21 protein-coding genes, 1 tRNA gene and 1 pseudogene are annotated in these 22149 nt (G+C 40.1%); 16 read left to right on the forward strand and 7 right to left on the reverse strand.

The annotated features are described in order from the left end of the window. The first annotated feature begins 13 nt into the window (after positions 1-13). From P20652_RS18930 to P20652_RS03145, 4 genes are all read left to right on the forward strand, one after another. A tRNA-Arg gene (locus tag P20652_RS18930) sits at positions 14-90 on the forward strand. A gap of 927 nt (positions 91-1017) precedes the next feature. Beyond that, complete coding sequence (locus tag P20652_RS03155; protein WP_008171586.1) at positions 1018-2193, forward strand: exo-beta-N-acetylmuramidase NamZ domain-containing protein; 1176 nt, start codon at positions 1018-1020, stop codon at positions 2191-2193. A 9-nt stretch (positions 2194-2202) separates the two neighbouring features. Continuing rightward, positions 2203-3861 (forward strand): penicillin binding protein PBP4B, encoded by a 1659-nt coding sequence (gene pbp4b / locus P20652_RS03150; RefSeq protein WP_008171588.1) that lies wholly within the window; start codon positions 2203-2205, stop codon positions 3859-3861. Positions 3862-4052: 191 nt separating this feature from the next. Beyond that, a complete protein-coding gene (locus P20652_RS03145) occupies positions 4053-5429 on the forward strand; it encodes a Na+/H+ antiporter NhaC family protein (protein ID WP_008171590.1) in 1377 nt (458 codons plus the stop codon). A gap of 122 nt (positions 5430-5551) precedes the next feature. Here P20652_RS03145 and P20652_RS03140 read toward each other — a convergent pair whose 3' ends face one another. After that, positions 5552-6538: an IS110 family transposase gene (locus tag P20652_RS03140; RefSeq protein ID WP_008171592.1), complete on the reverse strand. Its 987-nt coding sequence runs from the start codon at positions 6536-6538 to the stop codon at positions 5552-5554. A 629-nt stretch (positions 6539-7167) separates the two neighbouring features. Between P20652_RS03140 and P20652_RS03135 the strand changes: the two genes are divergently transcribed. Next, entirely contained in the window at positions 7168-8313 is a 1146-nt protein-coding gene (locus tag P20652_RS03135) for a RelA/SpoT domain-containing protein (protein WP_008171594.1), read from the forward strand. Between the two features lie 82 nt (positions 8314-8395). On the opposite strand, the gene P20652_RS03130 is transcribed toward P20652_RS03135, so the two are convergent. Genes P20652_RS03130 through P20652_RS03120 form a run of 3 tightly spaced genes read right to left on the reverse strand, consistent with a single transcriptional unit; the run spans position 8396 to position 10245 of the window. Next, on the reverse strand, positions 8396-9007 hold the full coding sequence (locus P20652_RS03130; protein WP_008171596.1) for a hypothetical protein: 612 nt from the start codon (positions 9005-9007) through the stop codon (positions 8396-8398). Continuing rightward, on the reverse strand, positions 8994-9602 hold the full coding sequence (locus P20652_RS03125; RefSeq protein WP_033017947.1) for a sigma-70 family RNA polymerase sigma factor: 609 nt from the start codon (positions 9600-9602) through the stop codon (positions 8994-8996). The genes P20652_RS03130 and P20652_RS03125 overlap by 14 nt, the downstream gene beginning before the upstream one ends. Before the next feature lie 13 nt (positions 9603-9615). Next, on the reverse strand, positions 9616-10245 hold the full coding sequence (locus P20652_RS03120) for an energy transducer TonB (protein ID WP_008171600.1): 630 nt from the start codon (positions 10243-10245) through the stop codon (positions 9616-9618). 155 nt (positions 10246-10400) lie between these two features. On the opposite strand from P20652_RS03120, the gene P20652_RS03115 reads away from it, so the two are divergent. The 9 genes and pseudogenes from P20652_RS03115 (at position 10401) to csrA (ending at position 18510) form a co-directional block, all read left to right on the forward strand. After that, positions 10401-10907: a DUF3087 domain-containing protein gene (locus tag P20652_RS03115; protein ID WP_008171602.1), complete on the forward strand. Its 507-nt coding sequence runs from the start codon at positions 10401-10403 to the stop codon at positions 10905-10907. A gap of 34 nt (positions 10908-10941) precedes the next feature. Further along, complete coding sequence (locus P20652_RS03110; protein WP_008171605.1) at positions 10942-11391, forward strand: low molecular weight protein-tyrosine-phosphatase; 450 nt, start codon at positions 10942-10944, stop codon at positions 11389-11391. 99 nt (positions 11392-11490) lie between these two features. Next, positions 11491-12000: a hypothetical protein gene (locus tag P20652_RS03105; protein ID WP_008171607.1), complete on the forward strand. Its 510-nt coding sequence runs from the start codon at positions 11491-11493 to the stop codon at positions 11998-12000. A 438-nt stretch (positions 12001-12438) separates the two neighbouring features. After that, positions 12439-13062: a GTP cyclohydrolase II gene (gene ribA / locus P20652_RS03100; protein WP_008138917.1), complete on the forward strand. Its 624-nt coding sequence runs from the start codon at positions 12439-12441 to the stop codon at positions 13060-13062. An 81-nt stretch (positions 13063-13143) separates the two neighbouring features. Further along, positions 13144-13931 (forward strand): annotated as a pseudogene (locus P20652_RS03095) (BPSS1780 family membrane protein). Continuing rightward, on the forward strand, positions 13931-14383 hold the full coding sequence (locus P20652_RS03090) for a regulatory protein RecX (RefSeq protein WP_007583805.1): 453 nt from the start codon (positions 13931-13933) through the stop codon (positions 14381-14383). Before P20652_RS03095 ends, P20652_RS03090 begins: the two are co-directional and overlap by 1 nt. 19 nt (positions 14384-14402) lie before the next feature. Further along, a complete protein-coding gene (gene alaS, locus P20652_RS03085) occupies positions 14403-17003 on the forward strand; it encodes an alanine--tRNA ligase (RefSeq protein ID WP_008171616.1) in 2601 nt (866 codons plus the stop codon). A 6-nt stretch (positions 17004-17009) separates the two neighbouring features. Beyond that, positions 17010-18227, forward strand: a complete 1218-nt coding sequence (locus P20652_RS03080; protein ID WP_008171618.1) for an aspartate kinase — start codon at positions 17010-17012, stop codon at positions 18225-18227. Positions 18228-18318: 91 nt separating this feature from the next. Further along, positions 18319-18510: a carbon storage regulator CsrA gene (csrA, locus tag P20652_RS03075; RefSeq protein WP_004587515.1), complete on the forward strand. Its 192-nt coding sequence runs from the start codon at positions 18319-18321 to the stop codon at positions 18508-18510. A gap of 50 nt (positions 18511-18560) precedes the next feature. On the opposite strand, the gene P20652_RS03070 is transcribed toward csrA, so the two are convergent. The 3 genes from P20652_RS03070 to P20652_RS19965 form a co-directional block, all read right to left on the reverse strand. Continuing rightward, positions 18561-19028, reverse strand: a complete 468-nt coding sequence (locus P20652_RS03070; protein ID WP_008171620.1) for a YcxB family protein — start codon at positions 19026-19028, stop codon at positions 18561-18563. A 132-nt stretch (positions 19029-19160) separates the two neighbouring features. Continuing rightward, positions 19161-19352 (reverse strand): hypothetical protein, encoded by a 192-nt coding sequence (locus P20652_RS03065; protein WP_008171622.1) that lies wholly within the window; start codon positions 19350-19352, stop codon positions 19161-19163. Between the two features lie 57 nt (positions 19353-19409). Further along, on the reverse strand, positions 19410-19583 hold the full coding sequence (locus tag P20652_RS19965; RefSeq protein WP_006794345.1) for a DUF1328 family protein: 174 nt from the start codon (positions 19581-19583) through the stop codon (positions 19410-19412). A 519-nt stretch (positions 19584-20102) separates the two neighbouring features. Here P20652_RS19965 and P20652_RS03055 point away from each other — a divergent pair. Continuing rightward, entirely contained in the window at positions 20103-20345 is a 243-nt protein-coding gene (locus tag P20652_RS03055; protein ID WP_008171624.1) for an OadG family protein, read from the forward strand. Positions 20346-20356: 11 nt separating this feature from the next. Beyond that, the gene (oadA, locus tag P20652_RS03050; RefSeq protein ID WP_008171626.1) at positions 20357-22138 is read left to right on the forward strand and encodes a sodium-extruding oxaloacetate decarboxylase subunit alpha; all 1782 of its coding nucleotides are present in this window, start codon (positions 20357-20359) and stop codon (positions 22136-22138) included. Positions 22139-22149 lie beyond the last annotated feature (11 nt).

Raw genomic sequence — 22149 nt, forward strand, 5'->3', positions numbered from 1 at the left:
AATCTATGAAAGTGGGTGCATAGCTCAGCTGGATAGAGTACTCGGCTACGAACCGAGCGGTCGGAGGTTCGAATCCTCCTGCGCCCACCACTTTCATAAACAAGCCGACATTAAGTCGGTTTTTTTGTGCCTGAAATAAAGTGAAATGTAAGCTACCACTCCTGTAGCCGCAGAGCTTGCTCGCGTGAGAAGCGCCAGCTTCTAATTACTTACCACCGACATAACTGATACTTTATTTACGAGCTTCGCTCGTCGCGTCAGCAAGCTGCACGCCTACAAATAAAACCAGCCCTAATCTTTAAATCTAAACTCCGAGCTTATTTATCCGTTGTAGACGCTGAGCTTGCTCGCGTGAGAAGCGCCAGCTTCTAATTACTTACCACCGATATAACTGATACTTTATTTACGAGCTTCGCTCGTCGCGTCAGCAATCTGTATGCCTACAAGTAAAACCAGTGCTAATCGTTAAATCCAAACTCCGAGCTTATTCATTCGTTGTAGCCGCAGAGCTTGCTCGCGTGAGAAGCGACAGCTTCTATTCCCCCCTCAAAAATATAATTTATAAGACTTTATTTATTGGCAACGCCAGAAATAAGTGATTTATTCACAAAGAGACTAAGAGGCGCTACGCTTTTAGAGATAGTAATAAAGCTAAGTTTATCTAATGATCCATGGCTTGTGTTTTCTCATTTACTTCTCTTTCGCTTCTCTTTGTGCAATAGATCTTTAAGTAGTTCATTGACCAAAAAATTAAATAAGCAGAAGCGTTTAAGCCCTAAGAAGGTTAAATACGGTTTGAAGCTTAAAATGAGAGAGGGTATTTCCAAGTAAAACCAGCCCTAATCTTTAAATCCAAACTCGAGTTTATTTATCCGTTGTAGACGCAGAACTTACTCGCGTGAGAAGCGCCAGCTTCTAATCACTGTATCTACTCAAGCCCACTTAACCCTTTTCTAAAGCTGCTCTTTATTATTACCTATGTTATTTTAAACGCCTTGTTTAAAAGGATATTGCAGTATGTTTAAAACCCTATTTATTACTTTATTTTTTATTTTTAGCACCATTTTTATTGCAAGCGTGCAAGCCAACGAAGCTAATAACTCACTCGTTGTAGGTGCGCAGCAATATGCTAAATATTTATCACAGTTAAAAAATAAACGCGTAGGGCTAGTAGTTAATCAAACATCAACAGTAGGGCAAACTCACTTAGTAGATGCGCTGCTGACTAAAAACATAAACATAACTAAAATTTTTGCACCTGAGCATGGCTTTCGCGGCGATCACGATGCGGGCGCCCATGTAAAAAATACCGTTGATAGCAAAACAGGTATTCCGCTTATTTCTATTTATGGTAAAAATAAAAAACCAAGCCAAGCTGCTTTAGCTAATGTTGATGTGATTATTTTTGATATTCAAGATGTGGGAGTGCGTTTTTATACCTACATAAGCTCTATGCACTACATGATGGAAGCCGCTGCAGAGCAGGGGATAGAATTTTTGGTACTCGATAGGCCCAATCCAAATATTGCCTACGTTGATGGGCCAATATTAGAGCCAGAATTTAAATCGTTTGTAGGCATGCACCCAATTCCTGTTTTACACGGCATGACCGTTGGCGAGCTTGCCAAAATGATCAAAGGAAAGGGCTGGATTAATAAAGCGCCCGATTTAAAATTAACTGTGATCCCTGTTGATCATTACACTCGCAAAAGTACATACAGCTTGCCTGTAAAACCCAGCCCTAATTTACCTAACGATCAAGCCATTGCACTTTACCCATCACTTTGCTTTTTTGAGGCAACGCCTATCAGTATTGGTAGAGGCACCGACTTTGCATTTCAAGTAATTGGCTATTCGCCAGTAGCATTAGGTGATTTTAATTTTACACCGCGCGCAATTAAAGGCGCTGCTTTAAACCCTAAATTTAAAAACCAAACCGTGCAAGGGCTTGATTTAAGACAAGCAAATATTTCAGGTTTAAATTTAACTTACTTAATAAACGCGTACACGGAACTTAGTAAAAATAACATCTCGTTTTTTGAGCGCGCTGACTTTATGGATAAGCTAGCAGGTACTAATAAATTGCGCTTAGCTATTGAAGCCGGGCAACCAGAAGCGCAAATAAAACAAAGCTGGCAGGTGGGGCTTGCGCAATTTAAAGCGCAAAGAGCGCCTTACTTGTTATATAAATAAGGGCTACCCATGTTTATCGCTTTAAAAAATCAAAGGTGTGGTTATATCAAACAAGCATTTATAGTGGCATTAAGCTTTATTATTGTGGGTTGTAGTACACCACCGGAGCCTATTAGCTCGTTGCTACCACTTACAAAAAGCCAACTTGTAGAGCTGCCTAATGCACAAGTGGTTGTAACGTTTCCGGAGGTCAATCCAAGTAGCCGGTTTTATGTAAATAACCGAGGAACGTTTAAAGCTTACAAAGGGCGCGGGCAATTATTAATACAAAACCACAACGCACAAAGCGCCGATATTTACATTAATAATCAAAAGCTCGACGTTAGCCAACTGAGCGCCAACACCTTATACAATTACAGTTTGGCAAAAAATACTCACAATGGTGTTAATACCTTTAAAGTTGAAAATATTCTCCCTGCTAGCGCAAGCTTAACACTGCGTTTTGCATTTCCTACTTTAAGTGATGAACCAAAAAAGCATATAGATTTTACTGAAGTAGATACATTAATTGAGCGCGATGTAAAAGCAGGTTTTCCTGGGGCTGTGCTGGCTGTTATTAAAAATGGCGAGCTAATAAAGTTAACAGCCTATGGCGATGCAAAGCAATATCAGCAAAGTGATTTAATGTTACTTCGACCAGAGCCCATGCAAACTAATACCTTGTTTGACCTTGCCTCAAACACCAAAATATTTGCCACCAACTTTGCACTTATGAAATTAGTAAGCGAAGGGTTGTTAAATATTAATAAACCCGTACAAAACTACCTAAGCGAATATAAAGGTGAAGGGCGAGCAAAGCGCACAGCAAAAGACTTACTTACACATAGCGCCGGATACCCGCCAGTATTTGACTTTCATCGTAAAGATGGCAGCTACGGCGACGCGTTTTATTCGCAAAACAGTAAAACCACCAAACAGCTATTACTTACCAGCGTGCCTTTTAGTAGTAAATCATCTGGGCAGCCTGTTTACTCAGATATTGATTACATGATTTTAGGCGTACTCATTGAGCGCATTACAGGGCAGCCCCTTGACGAATACCTAGAGCGGCAAGTGTATGCGCCACTAAAATTAACTAACACGTTATTTAATCCACTTAAAAAAGGCTTTAAGCCGCAGCAATTTGCAGCCACTGAGCTTAGCGGCAACACACGAGACGGGCGCATTAAGTTTGATAATGTTCGTACCACTGTTTTACAAGGCCAAGTGCATGATGAGCGCGCTTACTACTCACTTGATGGCGTAGCAGGGCATGCAGGATTATTTAGTAACGCCCAGGACTTAGCCGTGCTTTGCCAGCTATTATTAAATAGCGGCGGCTACGGCGATCAACAATTATTTAGTGCAAGTGCCTTAGCGCAATTTTTAACACCGCAATCAAGAGACGAAACCTATGGGCTTGGCTTTAGGCTTGCCGGTAATAACCAAGCAAGGCGTTGGCACTTTGGTCCTTATGCAAGCGCACAAGCTTACGGGCACACAGGTTGGACGGGGACAGTGACCGTAATTGACCCCGCCTACGACTTAGCTATTGTTTTACTTACCAATGCTCGCCATAGTGCTATTAAAGGCTCGCAAAAACGTTACGAATTTACAGGCAAACAATTTGAAACCGCGCAGTACGGATCGGTGGTGTCACTCATTTATGAAGCCCTACTAAATCAATAGGCTATCGCATAGGTTAAAACGTACTAACAGCATTACCCTAAGCGATTTATTTACAGGTGACTTGAGTAAAGCAATCTATTAAGCTAAGCGGCTTACAAATCTAAGCCAGCTTATGCTGCTAGGCTTAACAAATAAGCGATAAAACGCGTACAAAGCGAGAGTGGCTCGCTAATAATTAAGGTTAACTTTTTATGCATTGGTATTCTATTTTACCGCCGCTAATTGCGATTGCTATCGTGTTTTGGCGAAAAGAAGTAATTATGGCGCTACTTGTTGCAGTTGCTTCTTCAGAGTTTTTGCTCGCCTTGCAAGGTGAAGGTAGTAGCGTGTTTACTGCTTTTTTAAATACCATTGAACGTATTATTTCGGTTGCCAGTTCACCAGGTAATACACGCATATTAATATTTAGTATTTTAATTGGTGCACTGCTTGCCTACATTCGCGAATCTGGCGGCGTTGCAGCAACTGTTAATATGCTAATGAACAAAGGCATTGCAAAAAGTAAGCGCCAAGTGGGCTTTTTAACCATGTTTACCGGTATTGCGGTGTTTATAGAATCTAACTTGAGCGTACTTACCTCAGGTATTTTATCGCGTGGCTTGTTCGACAAATTTAAAATGAGCCGAGCGCGTTTAGCGTACATTATTGACAGCACCAGTGCGCCAGTGTGTATTTTAATACTACTTAACGGCTGGGGTGCATTTGTACTTGGTTTGTTAGGTAACTACGAGCTAGGTGAGTCGGCTGTATCGGTATTGTGGGGCAGCGTAGGGTATAACTTTTACGCCATAATTACCCTCGTTATTGTTTTTTACACAATCGCGTTTGATAAAGTGCATGGCCTAATGAAAGAAGCCGAAGAAAAACTAGAGCTTCAAATAACCGACTTAAAAGATGAAATAAAAGCCTCTAAAGCGCGTTACATGCTAATCCCGCTTATTACGCTAATTACCAGCATGGTTGGCTTTATGTATTACACCGGTAATGGTGTGTTGGCAGAGGGTAGTGGCTCTAAGTCAGTATTGTACGCAACGGTTTTAGCCATTGTTGTCGCTTACTTTTTAATGATTGGTTCTCGCAAATTTACGCATCATCAATTAGTTGATACCGGTTTTAAAGGTATGGGCGAATTAATGCCATTGGTCGCCATTGTACTGCTTTCGCTTACACTTGGCGCAAGCTTAAAAGAGTTGGGTACAGGTGTATTTGTAGCATCACTTGTTGGCGACTACCTACCTATTTACTTAATAGTACCAGTGCTGTTTTTAACCGGCGCGGTAATGTCGTTTACTACGGGTACATCGTGGGGCACGTTTGCTATATTAATCCCAATTGGTGTGCCACTTATTCAAGCGCTAGGTTTACCACCGTCGCTTGTGGTAGGTGCTATTTTGGGTGGTGGTATATTTGGCGATCACTGCTCGCCTATATCCGACACCAGCGCTGTATCGGCTATTGCATCGGGGTGTGACTTACTCACCCACGTTAAAACACAGCTACCGTATGCCTTATTTGGTGGCGCACTTACCTTTATAGCTTATTTGGTTATTAGCATTATTGTGTTGTAAACACATTTTAGAACACGACAGTTCCAAATACTCAAAAGCCTGCTTAATTGCAGGCTTTTTTTTCAAAATAAAGCATAAAGCGTGCGTAGATACCATCTCTTCTAACCAGCCTCAAGCTTTCTTTAAATAGCTTGGGGCTGATATTCAGTTTGATTCTTCACAACACCAAAACAGATATGTGTCAGCTTTCTCATTGCAGCACCAATTGCCTGCATTTTTGTTTTACCTTGCTCCACTAATCGCTTATTTTGGGCTTTTATATCTGGATTATGTTGTACAGCTACTACAGCAGCCATATACAATTTAGCCCTTATATACCCAGGCCCTTCTTTGCTTAAGGTTGTTTTTCCAGCCCGTTTGCCTGACTCATTAAGCTTAGGTATTAAGCCTAAGTAACAAGCTAATTGCTTGGCATTTTTAAACTGTTTACATGCCATCAAGGACACCATCATACGTGATATTACCTCTCCAACACCTTTGATACTTTGAAGCAATTGGCGGTTCTTTTTTAATTGTGGGTGTCTATCAATATGCTCATCAATGTCATTTTTTAGCTTGCCTATCTCAGTTTTTAGTACAGCTATCATATCTTCAATTGACTGAGTAACTCGAGTAGATGCACCTGAGAAACCAACAGCTTCATAACGATTTTCTTCGCGACGTAAGTCTTGCTCAAGTGCTTCAAGTCTACGCGTCATTACTTTTAACTCTCTCGCTTCAACAGGCTCAGGCTGCCAACTTAAAAGTGAGTGCTGTTGGTCATGACCATAACGAGCAAGCATTGTGGCGTCTGACTTGTCTGTCTTATGGACAAGCCCTAATGAACTTGCGTACTGTTTTGCTTTACCAGGATTTACATGTAATAAAATAAATCCTTGCTCATATAGGAAATACATCAGCGGCTCGCTATAAACACCTGTGGGCTCTGTTGTAATAACAATATCTTGTGCTTCTAAATTTGTATTCTTTATCAACCAGGCAACTAACTCTTGATAGCCCTGCGGGTTATTTTTAAAAATCTTCGTTTTCTTTTTACTTTTGACTACATCGCGTAGCCAGGAAATATCTAACTTTTCTTTACCCACATCAATGCCAATAAAAGCTTTCATCTCTATCTACTCCCCTTGTACATGCAGCGTCACCCTTAGTTGGGGCGCTAGGATACCATTCAGTTTAATGGAGGTTAGGAAGTCAGGGCTCAATCTACGTCACAGCATTTTCACACTCTGGTTGGGTACGAGCTCACTGTCTTCCCGATGTGACAAGTGCTAGCTAAACACTCATCAAGAAGAGATACAAGGTTGGGTTGAGTGACACGAAACCCAACGGATCTCCAATCCACTTTGCAGCTTTAACGTTAAATATATGCATTGTTTTTGTAGGCGCTTAGCTTGCTAGCGCGTCGGGTGTGAGTAAAAGAGGGGCTACCGTTACCCTCTCTTTAGCCACTCAGCGCACGCTTAATCCTTCAAAGCATAATTAATGTGAATGTAAACGGCGAAGGTAGGCCATCTATGGCCTAGTTTCGCCTTATCGCGCATATTACTCATCAATTAATTATTTTCAGGGCGTGATGATGGGGAAAGGGTGTTAAACGTTAGATTGGTTTTTAGTCTGTCAATATACAAAGCCGACTTTAAAAACCTAACATAAGTAAACTTCTGATTAAGAGCATTTTATTTATGTATGGTTTTAGGTAAACTATTATTCAAATCTCATTCACAAATATGGAATTAAAGTGTACTCAGGAAAACAAGTTATTAAAGCTGGAGAAACACTTTTATTATCCAACCTAAGCGATACAGACCCTGATTTATTTTCTCGTAGTATGGATATTTTGTCTTTTTGGCGCTTTTCGTTTGAAGATGCATTAGACACAGCCTTTTCAATATTAGTAAGGGAAACCTTACCACATGATAGTGAAGCAATTTTTGCCAAGAGATTAAAACGCCATCCTTCTATAGTTTCAAAACTAAAACGTTTTGATACGATGAAGCTAAAAAATATGCAAGATATCGGTGGTTGTAGAGTAATTTTAAAGGATGAAAAAAAATTACGCAAAGTAGTTCGAAGTTTAAAATTACTTCCTGAGTTTCAAAATAAAAATAGCAAATATAAATATAAGGATTATATCAAAACACCTAAAAAGGATGGTTATCGAGGGTATCATCTAATAGGGCGCTTCATTGATAGTGAAGGGAAAGAGAAGAGTATTGAAATTCAGTTACGAACAAATATTCAGCACTCTTGGGCGACAGCTTTAGAAATTGTCGACTTATTTACTGGACAAGCTTTGAAATCGAGTATTGGTGAAGATAAATGGAAAGATTTTTTCAGTGCTACTAGTGAACAATTTGAAGTTATTGAAAGGATGCCTTTATATTCTGGGTTATCGCCCCAAGAGTTTGTTTCAAAGTTTGCGAAAAAGTTAAGTTCGAGCAATGATATACAACTAATATATAGTCATAAATTATGCTTGTATTATTTAAAGGATTTAGGCGTTATAGAGCGTTTGGGTGCATTTGCAGGTTCTTTAAAGGTAATTGATAACCAACTTTTAGAAATAGATAGTAAGCCTGGTTACATACTTTTGGTAATTGACTTTGATGAAAATAATTTAACCTCTACTTTGTTTTCGGATGATCTGGATGGTAAGAGAGACGCCGAAAAAAGTTATATTGAAGCGGAAAAATATGCCGCTGCAGAAGATGGGATTGTCGTTGCACTCGTTTCATCGTCAAATGTAGGCGGAATAAGGGATGCTTATCCAAACTATTTCGCTGATTCTACAAACTTTTTAAAGTATTTAGAATTGTTAACTAAAATTGACAATCCTATTAGGCTAAATATGAAACGTAGAATGAAATTTGCTGGCGAAAGATAGCATTCAGTAAAAAGTTTGTGTAGTTTTACTTTTTTTGGTTGCCTTTAATAATATTTAAAATGCCACTACGGAACTAAAGGCATTAGGATCTACAAACCTTTACCCCAGCTCCCGCATGCTTAAGCGCAATAATTTGCCCTTTACCGTTATGCGCCATAGCCAGCATATCACCAGTGTTTATATTACTTTCTACCGCATGTTTACCTTTTAAATCACTTAACAGTGAATGCTTAATTTGCACGAGCACCTCGCCATGACAGCTGGCTATAAACCAGTCGTTGTCGACCTTAACGAGCGTGCCGTATTCTATGTGGCGTTGCTGATGGCGCCGTAAATCGTTAGCTAATTGACTATCAAGCGCGTGTTTTTGCTCGTTTATAGAGCTTGCGTAGCTACCAGCTTGGTTTATTTCGTGTGTTTTAATAATTGAATAGTCGTGAATATCTATAGTGTTAAGCACGGTTTTAGGCTCTGTATTTATTACGTTGTTATTATCAAACACAATAAAAGCAAACACACCGAGTGCGCAGGCAAGGCTGGTTAGCTGCAGCGTAAAGCCGAACTTTTTAGGCTTTGTTTGCGTGGACTTTTTAAGTAACACTTTTTGCTGATCGCTTGTAAGTGTAGTGCGCGCTTTTCGCTCTTTGTAATGTTGTGTGAGCTTTTGATCAAACGGCTCATCAGGCTTGTTCATTGTTTGCTCCTAATAAACGTTTAAGGTTTTGCTTGGCATAGCGCAGCCTTGTTTTAATGGTCTCAAGGCTGCTTTGCGTTATAAGTTCTATGTCGGTGAGCGAAAAGCCTTCTTGTTGTAAGGTTATGGCTTCACGCTGTACAAAGCTGAGTTGTTTTAGCGCGGCGTCGAACGCGTCATAGCTTATGTTTGAGCTGCCTATATGCGAGTTTCCACTAGTTAAGTCACTGCTATTTAAGTCGCTTTCGCTTTTATCATTTTGTGCTGCTAAATGCGTGTTTTCGTCAAGCTCTACAAAGTGCTGTTGCCTGCGGTATTCGTCAATGAGTGTGTTGCGGGCAAGTTTAAATAACCACGCTTTTGGTGTGGTTTGGGCTTGGTAAAGGTGGCGTTTTTCGATTACTTTTAGCCATGTTTGTTGGCTTACGTCGTATGCTAAATGAGTATTAGATTGCGTAACAAGGTAGTGGTATAAGTCGTTACTGTAGAGGGCAATAAGCTGCTCTAAGTAACGATTGTCGCCACTTTTTGCGTAACTTGCCATGCAGTCCTTGCTTGGCGTTTCAAATAACCATGACTTAATACTTAGTAGCATAGGCTCATCGCTTTTATTGTTGTAATTTAAAATCGAGCTGTACGGTTTGACCTGTTTGTAATTGTGCCACACCTTCAATTACTTTGGGGCGATATTTCCAGCGTTTAATGGCTCTTATTGCTTCGCGGTCAAAGGTGCGTTTTGGCTCGGCGTTAATAACTACAGGGTCGATTACTTCCCCCGTTGGCGAAATACTAAAACTTAGTTGCACCCAACCTTCAATACCATCGCGCGCTGCTGTGGTTGGGTATTTAGGGTTTATGCGCACTATGGGTGTTGCATCCCCTGTTGGGCGATTAATGGTGTTGTTAATGTCGCCACCAAAATCGTCAATAGTCACCGGCGTAAAGTCGCTAATTGCCAACACAGGATCGGCTGATGTATCAAGCGGTGGAGCTTTTTGCGGCACTTTAGGCATTGGCGGTGGCGGCTGTATTTTTTGTATATGCCTGACTTTTGAATCCTCAGGTGCCTGAAAAATCTCTACTATAATATCGCCCCCTGGTTTAACTGGTGCGCGTTGCTCGCCACTTATTAAATATTGCATAAACGCAAAAGCTGCAAAGGTCATTGCGGCGCCGCCAATAACGGCAGTCGATGTTTTAATAAATACTGGGCTGTTAGGTACTTCAAGTGTGTGCATAAGCCGCTCCAAATTTTATTGACCACTACAATTAGGGGGTTTTCAAAGCTATAACGGGTGGCAAATCAAAAAGGGGTGAAATAATTTTATAAAAAATGTGGGGTTTAGTTACAATAGCCATTCGCAAATATTAAAACTTAACTTTTTAGGCTGTTATGCAACTCATTGAAATAAATAAAGCGCGTTACCGTAAACATTTAAACCGTGTTATTGCAGGATGTGGTATTGGTTTGGCTGTAGGCAGCTTGGCTATATCGCAAACGCTGATTGCTTTATTTCCTGATGAAAGTGGTAGCCACTTTCATTGGAACTTAATAGGTGTTGCTATTACTAGCGTTGGGCTTGCGTGGTTACTTCATAAATATCGTACACATACGTTTATGATAGAAGTTGTTTATGTGTGGGAGCTTAAAAAAGCACTTAATAAAATAACCCGTAAAATGGCTAAATTAAAAGCCGCTGGCCGTGAAGGTAATGCCGATGCGTTATTAGCGATTCACTATAGCTACGCGGGCTCTCGGTTATTGTGGCAGTTAGACGATAACCTAATCACTATGGACGATTTAGCCATTAAACAAGCTGAGCTTGAATCTGTTGCAGCGCAACATAACGTAACGCTTAACGTTGAAGATTACGATGAAAGCATTTTAAAACAGTTTTAAAACGTAGGTTTTTAAATTAGTCAGAGGAGCCTTAATGAAAAAAGTACTCATAGTTTGTTTAGGTAATATTTGCCGCTCGCCAACCGCAGAGGCGGTATTAAAAGCCCGTGCTAAAAAGCTAGGTGTTAACGTTAAAGTCGATTCGGCAGGGACTATTGGTTACCACGAAGGTAAAACGCCTGATAGTCGCTCAATGGCAGCAGGGGAGAAGCGCGGTTATAGTTTTAAAGGTATTTATTCACGTAAAGTACGCACAAGCGACTTTACTGAGTTTGATTTAATTTTAGCGGCCGATACGCAAAACTTAGCTGATTTAAAAGCCCAGTGCCCTGAGCATCTACAGTACAAATTAGCGCTGTTTTTAGAATATGGCGAGCAAGCCCAAAGCGCTATTCCCGATCCTTATTACGGCGGCGATGATGGCTTTGAAAATGTGCTCGATTTAATAGAAGCGGCTAGCGATAAAATACTCGCTAAAATTTAATCCCTATTTTATTACTAAAGCTAAATTTAACGAGCTTTTTGTCGTATTGCATGATGTTCCTAAAGTAAGTACATTTTGTGCTTACTCAAAGGGAACTTTATGAAAACAAAAATATTACTACTCACTTTATCCATCGCTTCTTGTTCTACTTTTGCTAACGATGTTAGTTTTTCGATTGGGGGTGGCTATCCTTACTTAGTTATTCCTGAGGTGTCTTTATCGGCTAACGACAACACACAACGCTGGTATGCAAACTATAAACTAGGCCTTGATGATGGATTTTCTGCCGGTTTTGAACAAGCAGTAAGCGATAATAAAAAACATGCATTTGGCGTACTTGTGGGCGCTATTGGTGCAAGAGATACAGACCAAGAGTGTGAAAGTTCAACTAATGATGTAGCAACTGACTTTGCTAATACTCTCAGTTGTGTAATTGGCGGTATTTTTGATGAAGAAACAACAAACGGCATAGGGCTTACGTACAGCTATAACTTTAATGGACTGAACAGCGCTGGTTTTAGATTAGAGCTAGATGTTGGCTACGGTAAAGCAAGCGACAGCAATGAAAAAAGAGCTGATGGTGGTATTAGTGTAAGTTACGAATTTTAACTACGTAGAATTTGTATTAGTTGGTATTAAAAAATGCGCATAAAGCGCCTTTTTTAATGAGCCGCTTTTGGTGGCGGTTAATTTTAAAGTCGAGTTGTACCTGAGAAATAGCGCTAACGGGTTTGCCATTTTCAAACTTTGGCGTGTAACGCCATGCTCCAAGTGTTTTGTGCTGCGTTTAAAAATAATCCCAATTATTTATAATTATATTTTTAGGAGCATTGCAAGGTGACGCCATGGTTGTTTCTAAATCGGGTAAGTTAAAGTAAGCGTAAAGGTACTTTTGTAGGCTTATTTATTTGTTATTAGCATTGAAAATAGGAGCTGTCGTCGCCATATATTTGCCATAAACAGTCTTGTACTACGGTGTATTTATCCTATTTTGTGATATTATCACTTTATTATCGTGTCGTAGTTATTTAAATATTTGGATTTGTCGTGGCGCAAGTAAGAGCAAGAGTCCAGCTTAATGTTGGCAGAAATAGTGATATCCCTGCAGAAATAATCTCATTTACTGATTTAAAAGATGGTAAAGAACATATTGCTATGGTGTTTAACAACGCCGATATAGAGCAAGATGTACCGCTTATTCGTATGCATTCAGAGTGTTTAACAGGTGATGTATTTTACTCATCGCGTTGTGATTGCGGCGAGCAGCTAAATGAATGTATTGAAATGATGCACGAGCAAGGCGGTATATTATTGTATTTACGCCAAGAAGGCCGTGGCATTGGTTTATACAACAAAATTGACGCTTACGTACTGCAATCGCAAGGTATGAACACCTATGAGGCTAATAATCATTTAGGCTTTGCTGATGATTTACGTGATTTTTCTGATGCGGTACTAATGCTCAATGCGCTTAATTTAAGTCACGTTAAATTAATGACTAATAATCCTAAAAAGCTTAATGCATTAAAAGATGCGGGTATTAGTGTTGATTCGGTTGTGGGCACACATGCGCACATTAAAGCGGGTGTTGCGGGTAATAAATCGTACCTAGAAACAAAAATTAAGCATGGCGCGCATATGTTAGATATTAAGAAAATTAAAAAACCTTAACTATTTAATTACGTTTCGTCTATTAATCCCCCCTCACGCCAAGTTATACTTGGCGTGTTTCGTTTTAAATTAAGAGCAAGTATGTCTACACAATTACGAATTTTTAAAGCCGATGCAGGGCTAAAGTGGTTAAAAGCCGGATGGCTTATTTTTAAAACCCAGCCAGCAACCTTATTTTTATGCATTTATTTATTGGCATTGTAGGGCTGCTGTCTTTATTTTTACCACTGCTGCAAGTAGTAGCAGCACTAGCTACGCCATTTTTAACCGCAGGGTTTTACCAAGCGGTGCTTAGTAAGCAGCAGGGCGGAAAAATTATGCTAGCCGATATTCTCAAGCCATTTACGGCTAAGGGAAATCGTTTAGGGTTATTACGTTTAGCACTTTATCAAATGGGTGCGGGCATTTTAATGGCGTTACTTGCTAATGGCTTATTTGCCGATGCAGTGGCTGTTATGAGCCAACCAGGACTTGATCCAAACGTAGCGCTTGAACAAATGCTTGAGAGTATTTCGGGCGCGAATGTAATTTTATTTTTTATGGCAATGCTAATTTACTTAACTGCATTTGCGTACGCTGTGCCACTTGTTTATTTTAGTAAAGAAACACGCATTTTAACGGCGCTTAAAAAGTCGTTAATGGTGTTTTATCATAATATTTTGCCACTTGGTGTTTTTGGTCTTATTTGCGCATTATTTATGGCGCTTTCGATGTTCTTATCGTTCTTACCACTGTTGATTTTAATGCCGATTTGCTACATTAGCTTTTTTGTATCTTATCAAGCCATTTTTATGCCTGTTGTACCACCAAGTGACGACATTAATGTTAAGCCACTTAGCAGTGAAACAAGCGGGCGTTTTGACGCTTAATGGATGATAAATTAAAGCAAAAACTAAAAAACTATGTACTTTGGTTACTAGGGCGCCAAGAATATTCGCGTCGTGAGTTAACGCTCAAATTACAGCAAAAAGAAGCCACAGAAGAGTTTATTGAAACGCTGCTTGATTGGTGCGAAAAGCATAATTTTATTAACGAGCAGCGATACTGTGAAGGCTTTGTAAGAAAACACATATTTAAATGCCACGGGCTTAAGCGAATACAAAGCGAAGCTATGGGCAAAGGGATTGATCGTTCGCTACTTGAATTGGTAGTTGAAGAGCTTGAAGTAGATTGGTTTGAGCTTGCGCAGGATGCGTACAATAAAAAATATTCGAATACACCGGCCGATCTCGATTACAAAGATAAAGCTAAGCGCGTGCGCTACTTAATGTATCGGGGTTTTAGCTACGATGAAATTAATTTTGCAATGCAAGCACAGTAAATACAGGTGAGACTTTCAAATGCAGCACATGACTACCGCACAAATTAGGCAACAGTTTTTAGACTTTTTTGCCAGCAAGCAACATCAAATAGTACCTTCTAGCTCGCTTATACCGGGTAACGATGCCACGTTGTTATTTAACAATGCCGGCATGGTGCAATTTAAAGATGTATTTTTAGGCGCAGAAAGCCGCCCTTATACACGTGCAACAAGCTCGCAGCGCTGTGTACGTGCTGGCGGTAAGCATAACGATTTAGAAAACGTAGGCTACACTGCTCGCCACCATACATTTTTTGAAATGTTAGGTAACTTCAGCTTTGGTGATTACTTTAAGCAAGACGCGATTAAGTTTGCATGGGAGTTTTTAACTGAGGTAGTAAGCCTACCTAAAGAAAAACTTTTAGTAACTATTTATCACGATGATGAAGAAGCGTTTGGTTACTGGGCTAACGAAATTGGCTTACCAGAGGATCGTATTATTCGTATTGCGACCTCAGACAACTTTTGGTCTATGGGCGATACGGGTCCGTGTGGTCCGTGTTCTGAAATATTTTATGATCACGGCGAGCATATTTGGGGTGGTCCTCCAGGCTCTCCTGAGGAAGACGGCGACCGTTTCATCGAAATTTGGAACCTTGTATTTATGCAATACAACCGTCAAAGCGACGGTACAATGTTGCCTCTACCTAAGCAATCTGTTGATACGGGAATGGGCCTTGAGCGTATTTCTGCTATTTTGCAGGGCGTGCATTCAAACTACGAAATCGATTTATTCCAAGGCTTAATTGCCGCTGCTGCAAGTGTTACTAATGCACAAGACATGGACGACAAGTCACTACGCGTAGTGGCGGATCACATTCGTTCGTGTGCGTTTTTAATCTCAGACGGTGTTATGCCATCTAACGAAGGTCGTGGTTATGTACTGCGCCGTATTATTCGTCGTGCTGTGCGCCACGGTAATAAGTTAGGTGCACAAGGTTCGTTTTTCTATAAATTAGTTGCTGCGCTAATTGAGCAAATGGGTCAAGCGTACCCAGAGCTTGCTAAGCAACAAGAAATTATCGAAAAAGTATTACGCATTGAAGAAGAGCAGTTTGGTAAAACACTTGAACGTGGCTTAGCTATTTTAGAAGAAAGCTTAAGCGACCTTAAAGGCGATATTATACCGGGCGACTTAGTATTTAAACTTTACGATACGTATGGTTTTCCAGCTGACTTAACGGCCGATGTTGCGCGTGAGCGCCAGATGACGATTGATCATCAAGGCTTTGAAGAGTGTATGGCTGTACAACGTAAAACAGCGCAACAAGCGGGTAAGTTTGGTGCTGATTACAATGACCAATTAAAATCAGATAAACACACTGACTTTAAAGGTTACGATAGCACTCATTATAGCGCGACCGTGGTTGAAATTTTTGCCGGTGGCGAAGCTGTTCAGTTATTAGAAGATGGTCAACAAGGTATTGTAGTATTAGACCGCACACCGTTTTACGCTGAATCAGGCGGCCAAACGGGCGACACGGGTACTATTACAGTTGCGGGTGGCGAATTTAATGTTACTAATACCACTAAGCTTGGTAATGCTTTTGCTCACCACGGTACTGTGCAAGGGCGTATTGGTGTTAATGACAAAGTTGACGCCACTATTGATGATACGCGCCGCGACAGCATTAAGAAAAACCACACAGCTACACATATTTTACACGAAGCACTACGCCAATTATTAGGCGATCATGTAGGCCAAAAAGGCTCACTTGTTCAGCCAGATCGTTTACGTTTTGACTTTTCGCATTTTGAAGCAGTTACAAAAGATGAGCTACGTGAAATTGAGCGTGTAGTTAATGACGAAATTCGTCGTAACTTTGCACTTAATACTGAGCTTATGGCTATTGATGATGCTAAAGCGAAAGGTGCTATGGCGTTGTTTGGTGAAAAATACGATGACGAAGTACGTGTGGTAACCATTGGCGACTACTCTATTGAGCTTTGTGGTGGTACTCACGTTGAGCGCGCTGGCGATATTGGTTTATTCAAAATAGTATCTGAAAGCGGTATTGCAGCAGGCGTTCGCCGAATTGAAGCGGTAACCGGTGCAGAGGCTGTAGCGTACGTTAGCGAACAAGAGCAACAATTACATGATGTAGCTGCTTTAGTAAAAGGCGATAGCGCATCGGTACTTGAAAAAGTAACTGCGTTGCTTGAAAAGTCAAAAGGCCTTGAAAAGCAAATTGCACAACTTAGCGATAAGCTAGCAAGTGCTGCGGGCGCGTCTTTACTTGATTCGATTGTTGAAATTAACGGCGTTAAGCTACTTGTAGCAAACGTTGAAGGTACTGAATCTAAAGCGCTTCGCGGTATGGTTGATGACCTTAAAAACAAGATCGGCTCAGGTGTTATTGCACTGGGTGTTGCCAGTGGCGACAAAGTAAGCCTAATTGCCGGTGTAACGAAAGACTTAACAGGCAAAGTAAAAGCCGGTGAGTTAGTTAACCACATGGCAGGCCAAGTAGGTGGTAAAGGTGGCGGTCGTCCAGATATGGCACAAGCCGGTGGTAGTGAGCCACAAAACCTTGCTGCTGCACTAGATAGCGTGACAGCTTGGTTAACTGAGCGTACTTAAGCCTAAGTGGCGCTTATTGTTCAAAAATTCGGTGGCACTTCGGTCGGCTCAATAGAGCGAATTGAAGCAGTCGCCGACCTTGTTGTTAAAACCAGACAACAAGGGCATCAAGTGGTTGTGGTGCTCTCGGCTATGTCGGGAGAAACCAACCGCTTAATTAACCTCGCCAAACAAATTGATACTCGCCCGAGTAGCCGTGAACTAGACGTACTTATTAGCACCGGAGAGCAGGTTTCTGTATCACTGCTTGCTATGGCTATTATAAAACGTGGTCATTCAGCTGTAAGCTTATTAGCCGATCAAGTCAATATTCTAACCGACAACATGTTTGGTAAAGCTCGTATTGCTGAGGTTGCTGCTACGCGCTTAAAGCATGAGCTTGAGCATAATCGTATTGCTATTATTGCTGGGTTTCAGGGACGTGATATTGAGGGCAATATTACAACGCTTGGACGCGGCGGCACCGATACATCGGCTGTAGAAATAGCAGCGGCTATAAAAGCCGACGAATGCCAGATCTATACAGACGTTGATGGCGTATATACTACAGATCCTCGTGTTGAACCTAACGCGCGCAGAATGAGCCAAGTTACTTTTGCCGAAATGCTAGAACTGGCAAGTTTAGGGGCGAAAGTGTTGCATATTCGCTCGGTAGAAGCCGCAGGCAAACATAATGTGCCTCTTAGGGTGCTTTCTAGTTTTAATCCTGATGAAGGCACATTAATAAGTTTTGAGGAGAACGATATGCCTAACAAGGTAGTATCGGGGATTGCGTTTAATCGTGAAGAATGTTTAATTAAGGTACAAGGTGTGCCAACAGGTACGCAATATCTTTCAAAAATATTGAAACTTTTTGCCGAAAATGGCATCGAAATAGATATGATTAATCAAGTTAATCATAACTTTGAAAAAATAGACTATGCTTTTACTGTGCACTCGAATGATTATCTGCAAGCACTTGAATTATTGAGTGAAGATCAAGCTCAACTTGGTGCTCAAAATATAAGCGGATTGCAAGCAGTAGCTAAAGTTTCTGCTGTTGGCATGGGTATGAAATCTCATTCTGGTGTTGCTAGTTTATTTTTTGATGCATTAGCGCAGGAAAATATTAATGTGGTTTTAGTCTCGACTTCAGAGATTAAAATTTCAGTTTTAATAGATGAAAAGTACCTAGAGTTGGCAGTTCGTGCATTACACAAAGCATTTTTAACAGAAAATGGATAGATTGAGAGTTTTTACTTACTTTTCAGTCTAATTTTCATTAGTATGGAAAAGCGGAATCTTATAATTTTTATTGGAACATGGGAGCAAGAGAATGCTAATACTAACTCGTAGAGTAGGTGAAACCCTAATGATTGGTGACGAAGTAACAGTTACTGTTCTAGGTGTTAAAGGAAATCAAGTTCGAATCGGTGTTAATGCACCAAAAGACGTATCAGTGCATCGTGAAGAGATTTACATGCGCATACAAGCTGAAAAGTCGAACCCTAATCCGGGCAATGCTTAATCAACACGTATACGTAGTTGAGTGATTAACTCAGCTAGATTAAAAGCCACTCACTGAGTGGCTTTTTTGTTTATAAAAGCGAGTGTTTCTGGGGTTAATATTTGTTTTGAAATGTACTGCATGCCGCTTTTATTTTTAATGATGATACCTTGCTGCGTATCTATTATTTCGCTTATGTCTTGCCAAGTTAATTGAAAGCTTTTGTAATGATTAGCCGATTTAATGCCTTCTTCATCAAAGGTAAGTGTTACTTCAGAGCCTGATGCTCTGCTGAGCATTTGTCTGGTTACCCACCAAGGCCTGCGGTAGTAAAAAGCGACGCACTCTAGTACACCTAGCATGATCATAAACGAGCCTAGGTAATGGTCGTTTAAAACATAAATACCAAATAAACCAAGCGCAACCAGTAGTACAAGTAAAAAGTATTTAGGTTTTGCACGTTTACTGTAAGGGAGTGACTCATCAAAGCACTCGTAAAAGTAGGGTTTATCTAGTGTGTACGTTGTTGTAAATGCCATATTGCCTTACTTTAATTATCGTTTTTTTATTTTAACAAGCTAACCGCTAAATGAGCAGCTTTATAGTCATTGATTTTATTACAGGCACAAAAAAACGGCTCGAAAGCCGTTTTTTAGCGATACCCAGAAGAATTAACAGTTAGTTTCTTCGGCGTTTACGCCTTCTTTAACATTTTCACATGCATCTTCTACTTTGTTTTGCACGTCAGTTACTGCTTCGTCAATACGCTCACCAGCATCCTCTGCATGGTTATCTTCACAACCCATGATGAAAAAACTTGCGAATACGCCAATTAATGCTGCTTTTAAAGTTGTAGAGTTCATAATGTAATTCCTTGTAAGTATTAATTAAAATTAGTGTTTGTTAGTTGAATGCCTTATCTACCTGGGAGATTTACCACGTAGTGCACCTGAAACTAATGAAATCACTAAAAGTACTATAAAGATAAAAAATATAATTTTTGCTATACCAGCTGCGGCACCTGCGATGCCACCAAAACCTAACACTGCAGCGATTAAAGCAATAACTAAAAATGTAATTGTCCAGCGTAACATTGTTTTCTCCTTGGTTTGTCAAATTGTTCGAATTAACTGATGCCAGTTATATGCCAAAGTTAATTTTTGTTTAATATCAGTTTGTTATGTTTTTTATCTGTGTTTTTAGTTATTAGTAAGTTAGTAACTTTTACGCTTTGTTATGTAAGTTATTCACACTGTTACAAGTTGCTGGTAAATATTCACTGAAAATAATATTTATGGTAAGACCAATTAACAATTTTGCGTAATTTTCTACTTACTTATAATGTTTAGCGTTTATTTTTATTAAGTTAAATAGTTAATTAATAACTTTCATATAACTATTGGCTATAGTCGTTATTTTCTGTATGTATTGTAGGGCGCATGGTTGCTGGATTAAGGCATGCAAATTAGTTGAGTGTTGTGTTGTTTGTAGTTTAATTGGTTTTACCAATTTACAAGATGTAGACAAAGCCATTAGTTTTGTTATTATTCAGTGAATAAATATTTAATTAAATCGATTTTTTATTTTCGATATGATTTTCAAGGGGGATAAAAATGGATATAGGTGCTCTACTCACAACGGCTGGTAGCTTAATGTTAACTGGTATGGTTGGGGTGTTTGTATTTTTGTCGTTATTAATTGGTGCAGTAACGCTTATGTCTAATTTGGTGACGCGCTATAGCGAGCCAGAAGCATCACCAGTTAAATCACCGTCTTTTAAATCTCAAGGTGTGCCTAATGAGCACATCGCTGCTATTAGTGCTGCCATTGCTCAGTACAAATCAAATAACAAATAAGGGGCACACACATGGCTAAATTAAAATTAACAGAATTGGTATTACGCGATGCGCACCAATCATTGCTCGCAACACGTATGCGCTTAGACGATATGTTACCAATTGCTAGTAAGTTAGACGATGCAGGTTACTGGTCTATTGAATCGTGGGGCGGTGCTACATTTGATTCGTGTATTCGTTATTTAGGCGAAGATCCTTGGGAGCGTATTCGTGCGCTTAAAAAAGCGATGCCTAATACTAAACAGCAAATGCTATTACGCGGTCAAAATCTATTAGGCTACCGCCATTACGCTGATGACGTAGTTGAAAAATTTGTAGAGCGCGCACATAAAAATGGCGTTGACGTATTTCGTATATTTGATGCAATGAACGATGTACGTAACCTAGAAACAGCGATTAAAGCGGCTATAAAAGTAGGCGCACATGCTCAAGGTACTATTTCGTATACTGTAAGTCCTGTTCATACGCTTGAAATGTGGTTAACGCTTGCTAAGCAATTAGAAGATTTAGGCTGTCATTCAATTTGTATTAAAGATATGGCGGGTTTATTAAAGCCGTACGATGCTGAAAAACTAATTAAAGCACTCAAAGAAACCGTATCGGTTCCTATTGCTATGCAGTGCCACGCTACAACTGGTTTAAGTACTGCGACTTATCAAAAAGCGATTGATGCAGGCATTGATATGCTTGATACCGCTATTTCATCTATGAGTATGACTTACGGCCACACAGCAACTGAAACTATCGTATCGATAGTTGAAGGGACTGAGCGCGATACTGACCTTGATTTAAACCATCTAGAAGAAATTGCGGCTTACTTTAGAGATGTACGTAAAAAATATGCGGCATTTGAAGGTAGCTTAAAAGGGGTTGATGGCCGTATTTTACTCGCTCAAGTACCTGGTGGCATGCTTACAAACATGGAAAACCAACTTAAAGAGCAAGGCGCGGCAGATAAGCTTAATGAAGTTTTGCTTGAGATCCCACGCGTACGTGAAGATCTTGGCTTTTTACCTTTAGTAACACCCACGTCGCAAATTGTAGGTACGCAAGCCGTACTTAACGTGCTAACGGGTGAGCGTTATAAAACAATTACTAAAGAAACTGCTGGCGTATTAAAAGGTGAATATGGCCTAACACCAGCACCAATGAATAAAGAGCTACAAGAGCGTGTGCTTGATGGCGCTGAGGTTATTACTTGTCGCCCTGCTGATAACATTGCACCAGAGCTTGCAACGCTTGAAGCTGAATTATTAAAAGAAGCGCAAGAGCAAGGTTTAACACTTGCTGATGATCAAATTGATGACGTACTAACTTATGCATTATTTCCACAAGTGGGTTTGAAGTTTATTAAAAACCGTAACAACCCAGATGCATTTGAGCCAGTACCTTCTGTTGAAGATAAAAGTAATAAAGTAGCTTCTAAATCAGCTTCAAATAATAACAGCGTTAAAGCTGAGCAGTACAGCGTAAAAGTAGATGGTAAAGTTTACGACGTAGTTGTGGCGCAAGGTGGTGAGCTAAAAGAGGTAACATTAAAAGACTCTGAGCACATTCCTCAGTCTGCTTCGGTTGCATCAGGCGAAACGCTTAATGCACCTTTAGCCGGTAACATTTTTAAGATTAAGGTAAAAGCGGGTCAAGTTGTTAACGAAGGTGATGTAGTGATTATTATGGAAGCCATGAAAATGGAAACTGAAATACGCGCTACGCATACCGGAACAATTGCTGAGGTGTTAGTTGGTGAAGGCGATGCTGTAACTACCGGCGACGCTATGATTGCATTAGCTTAGGAGTAAATAGA

This window comes from Pseudoalteromonas sp. BSi20652 (genome assembly GCF_000239855.1).
GTDB lineage: Bacteria > Pseudomonadota > Gammaproteobacteria > Enterobacterales > Alteromonadaceae > Pseudoalteromonas.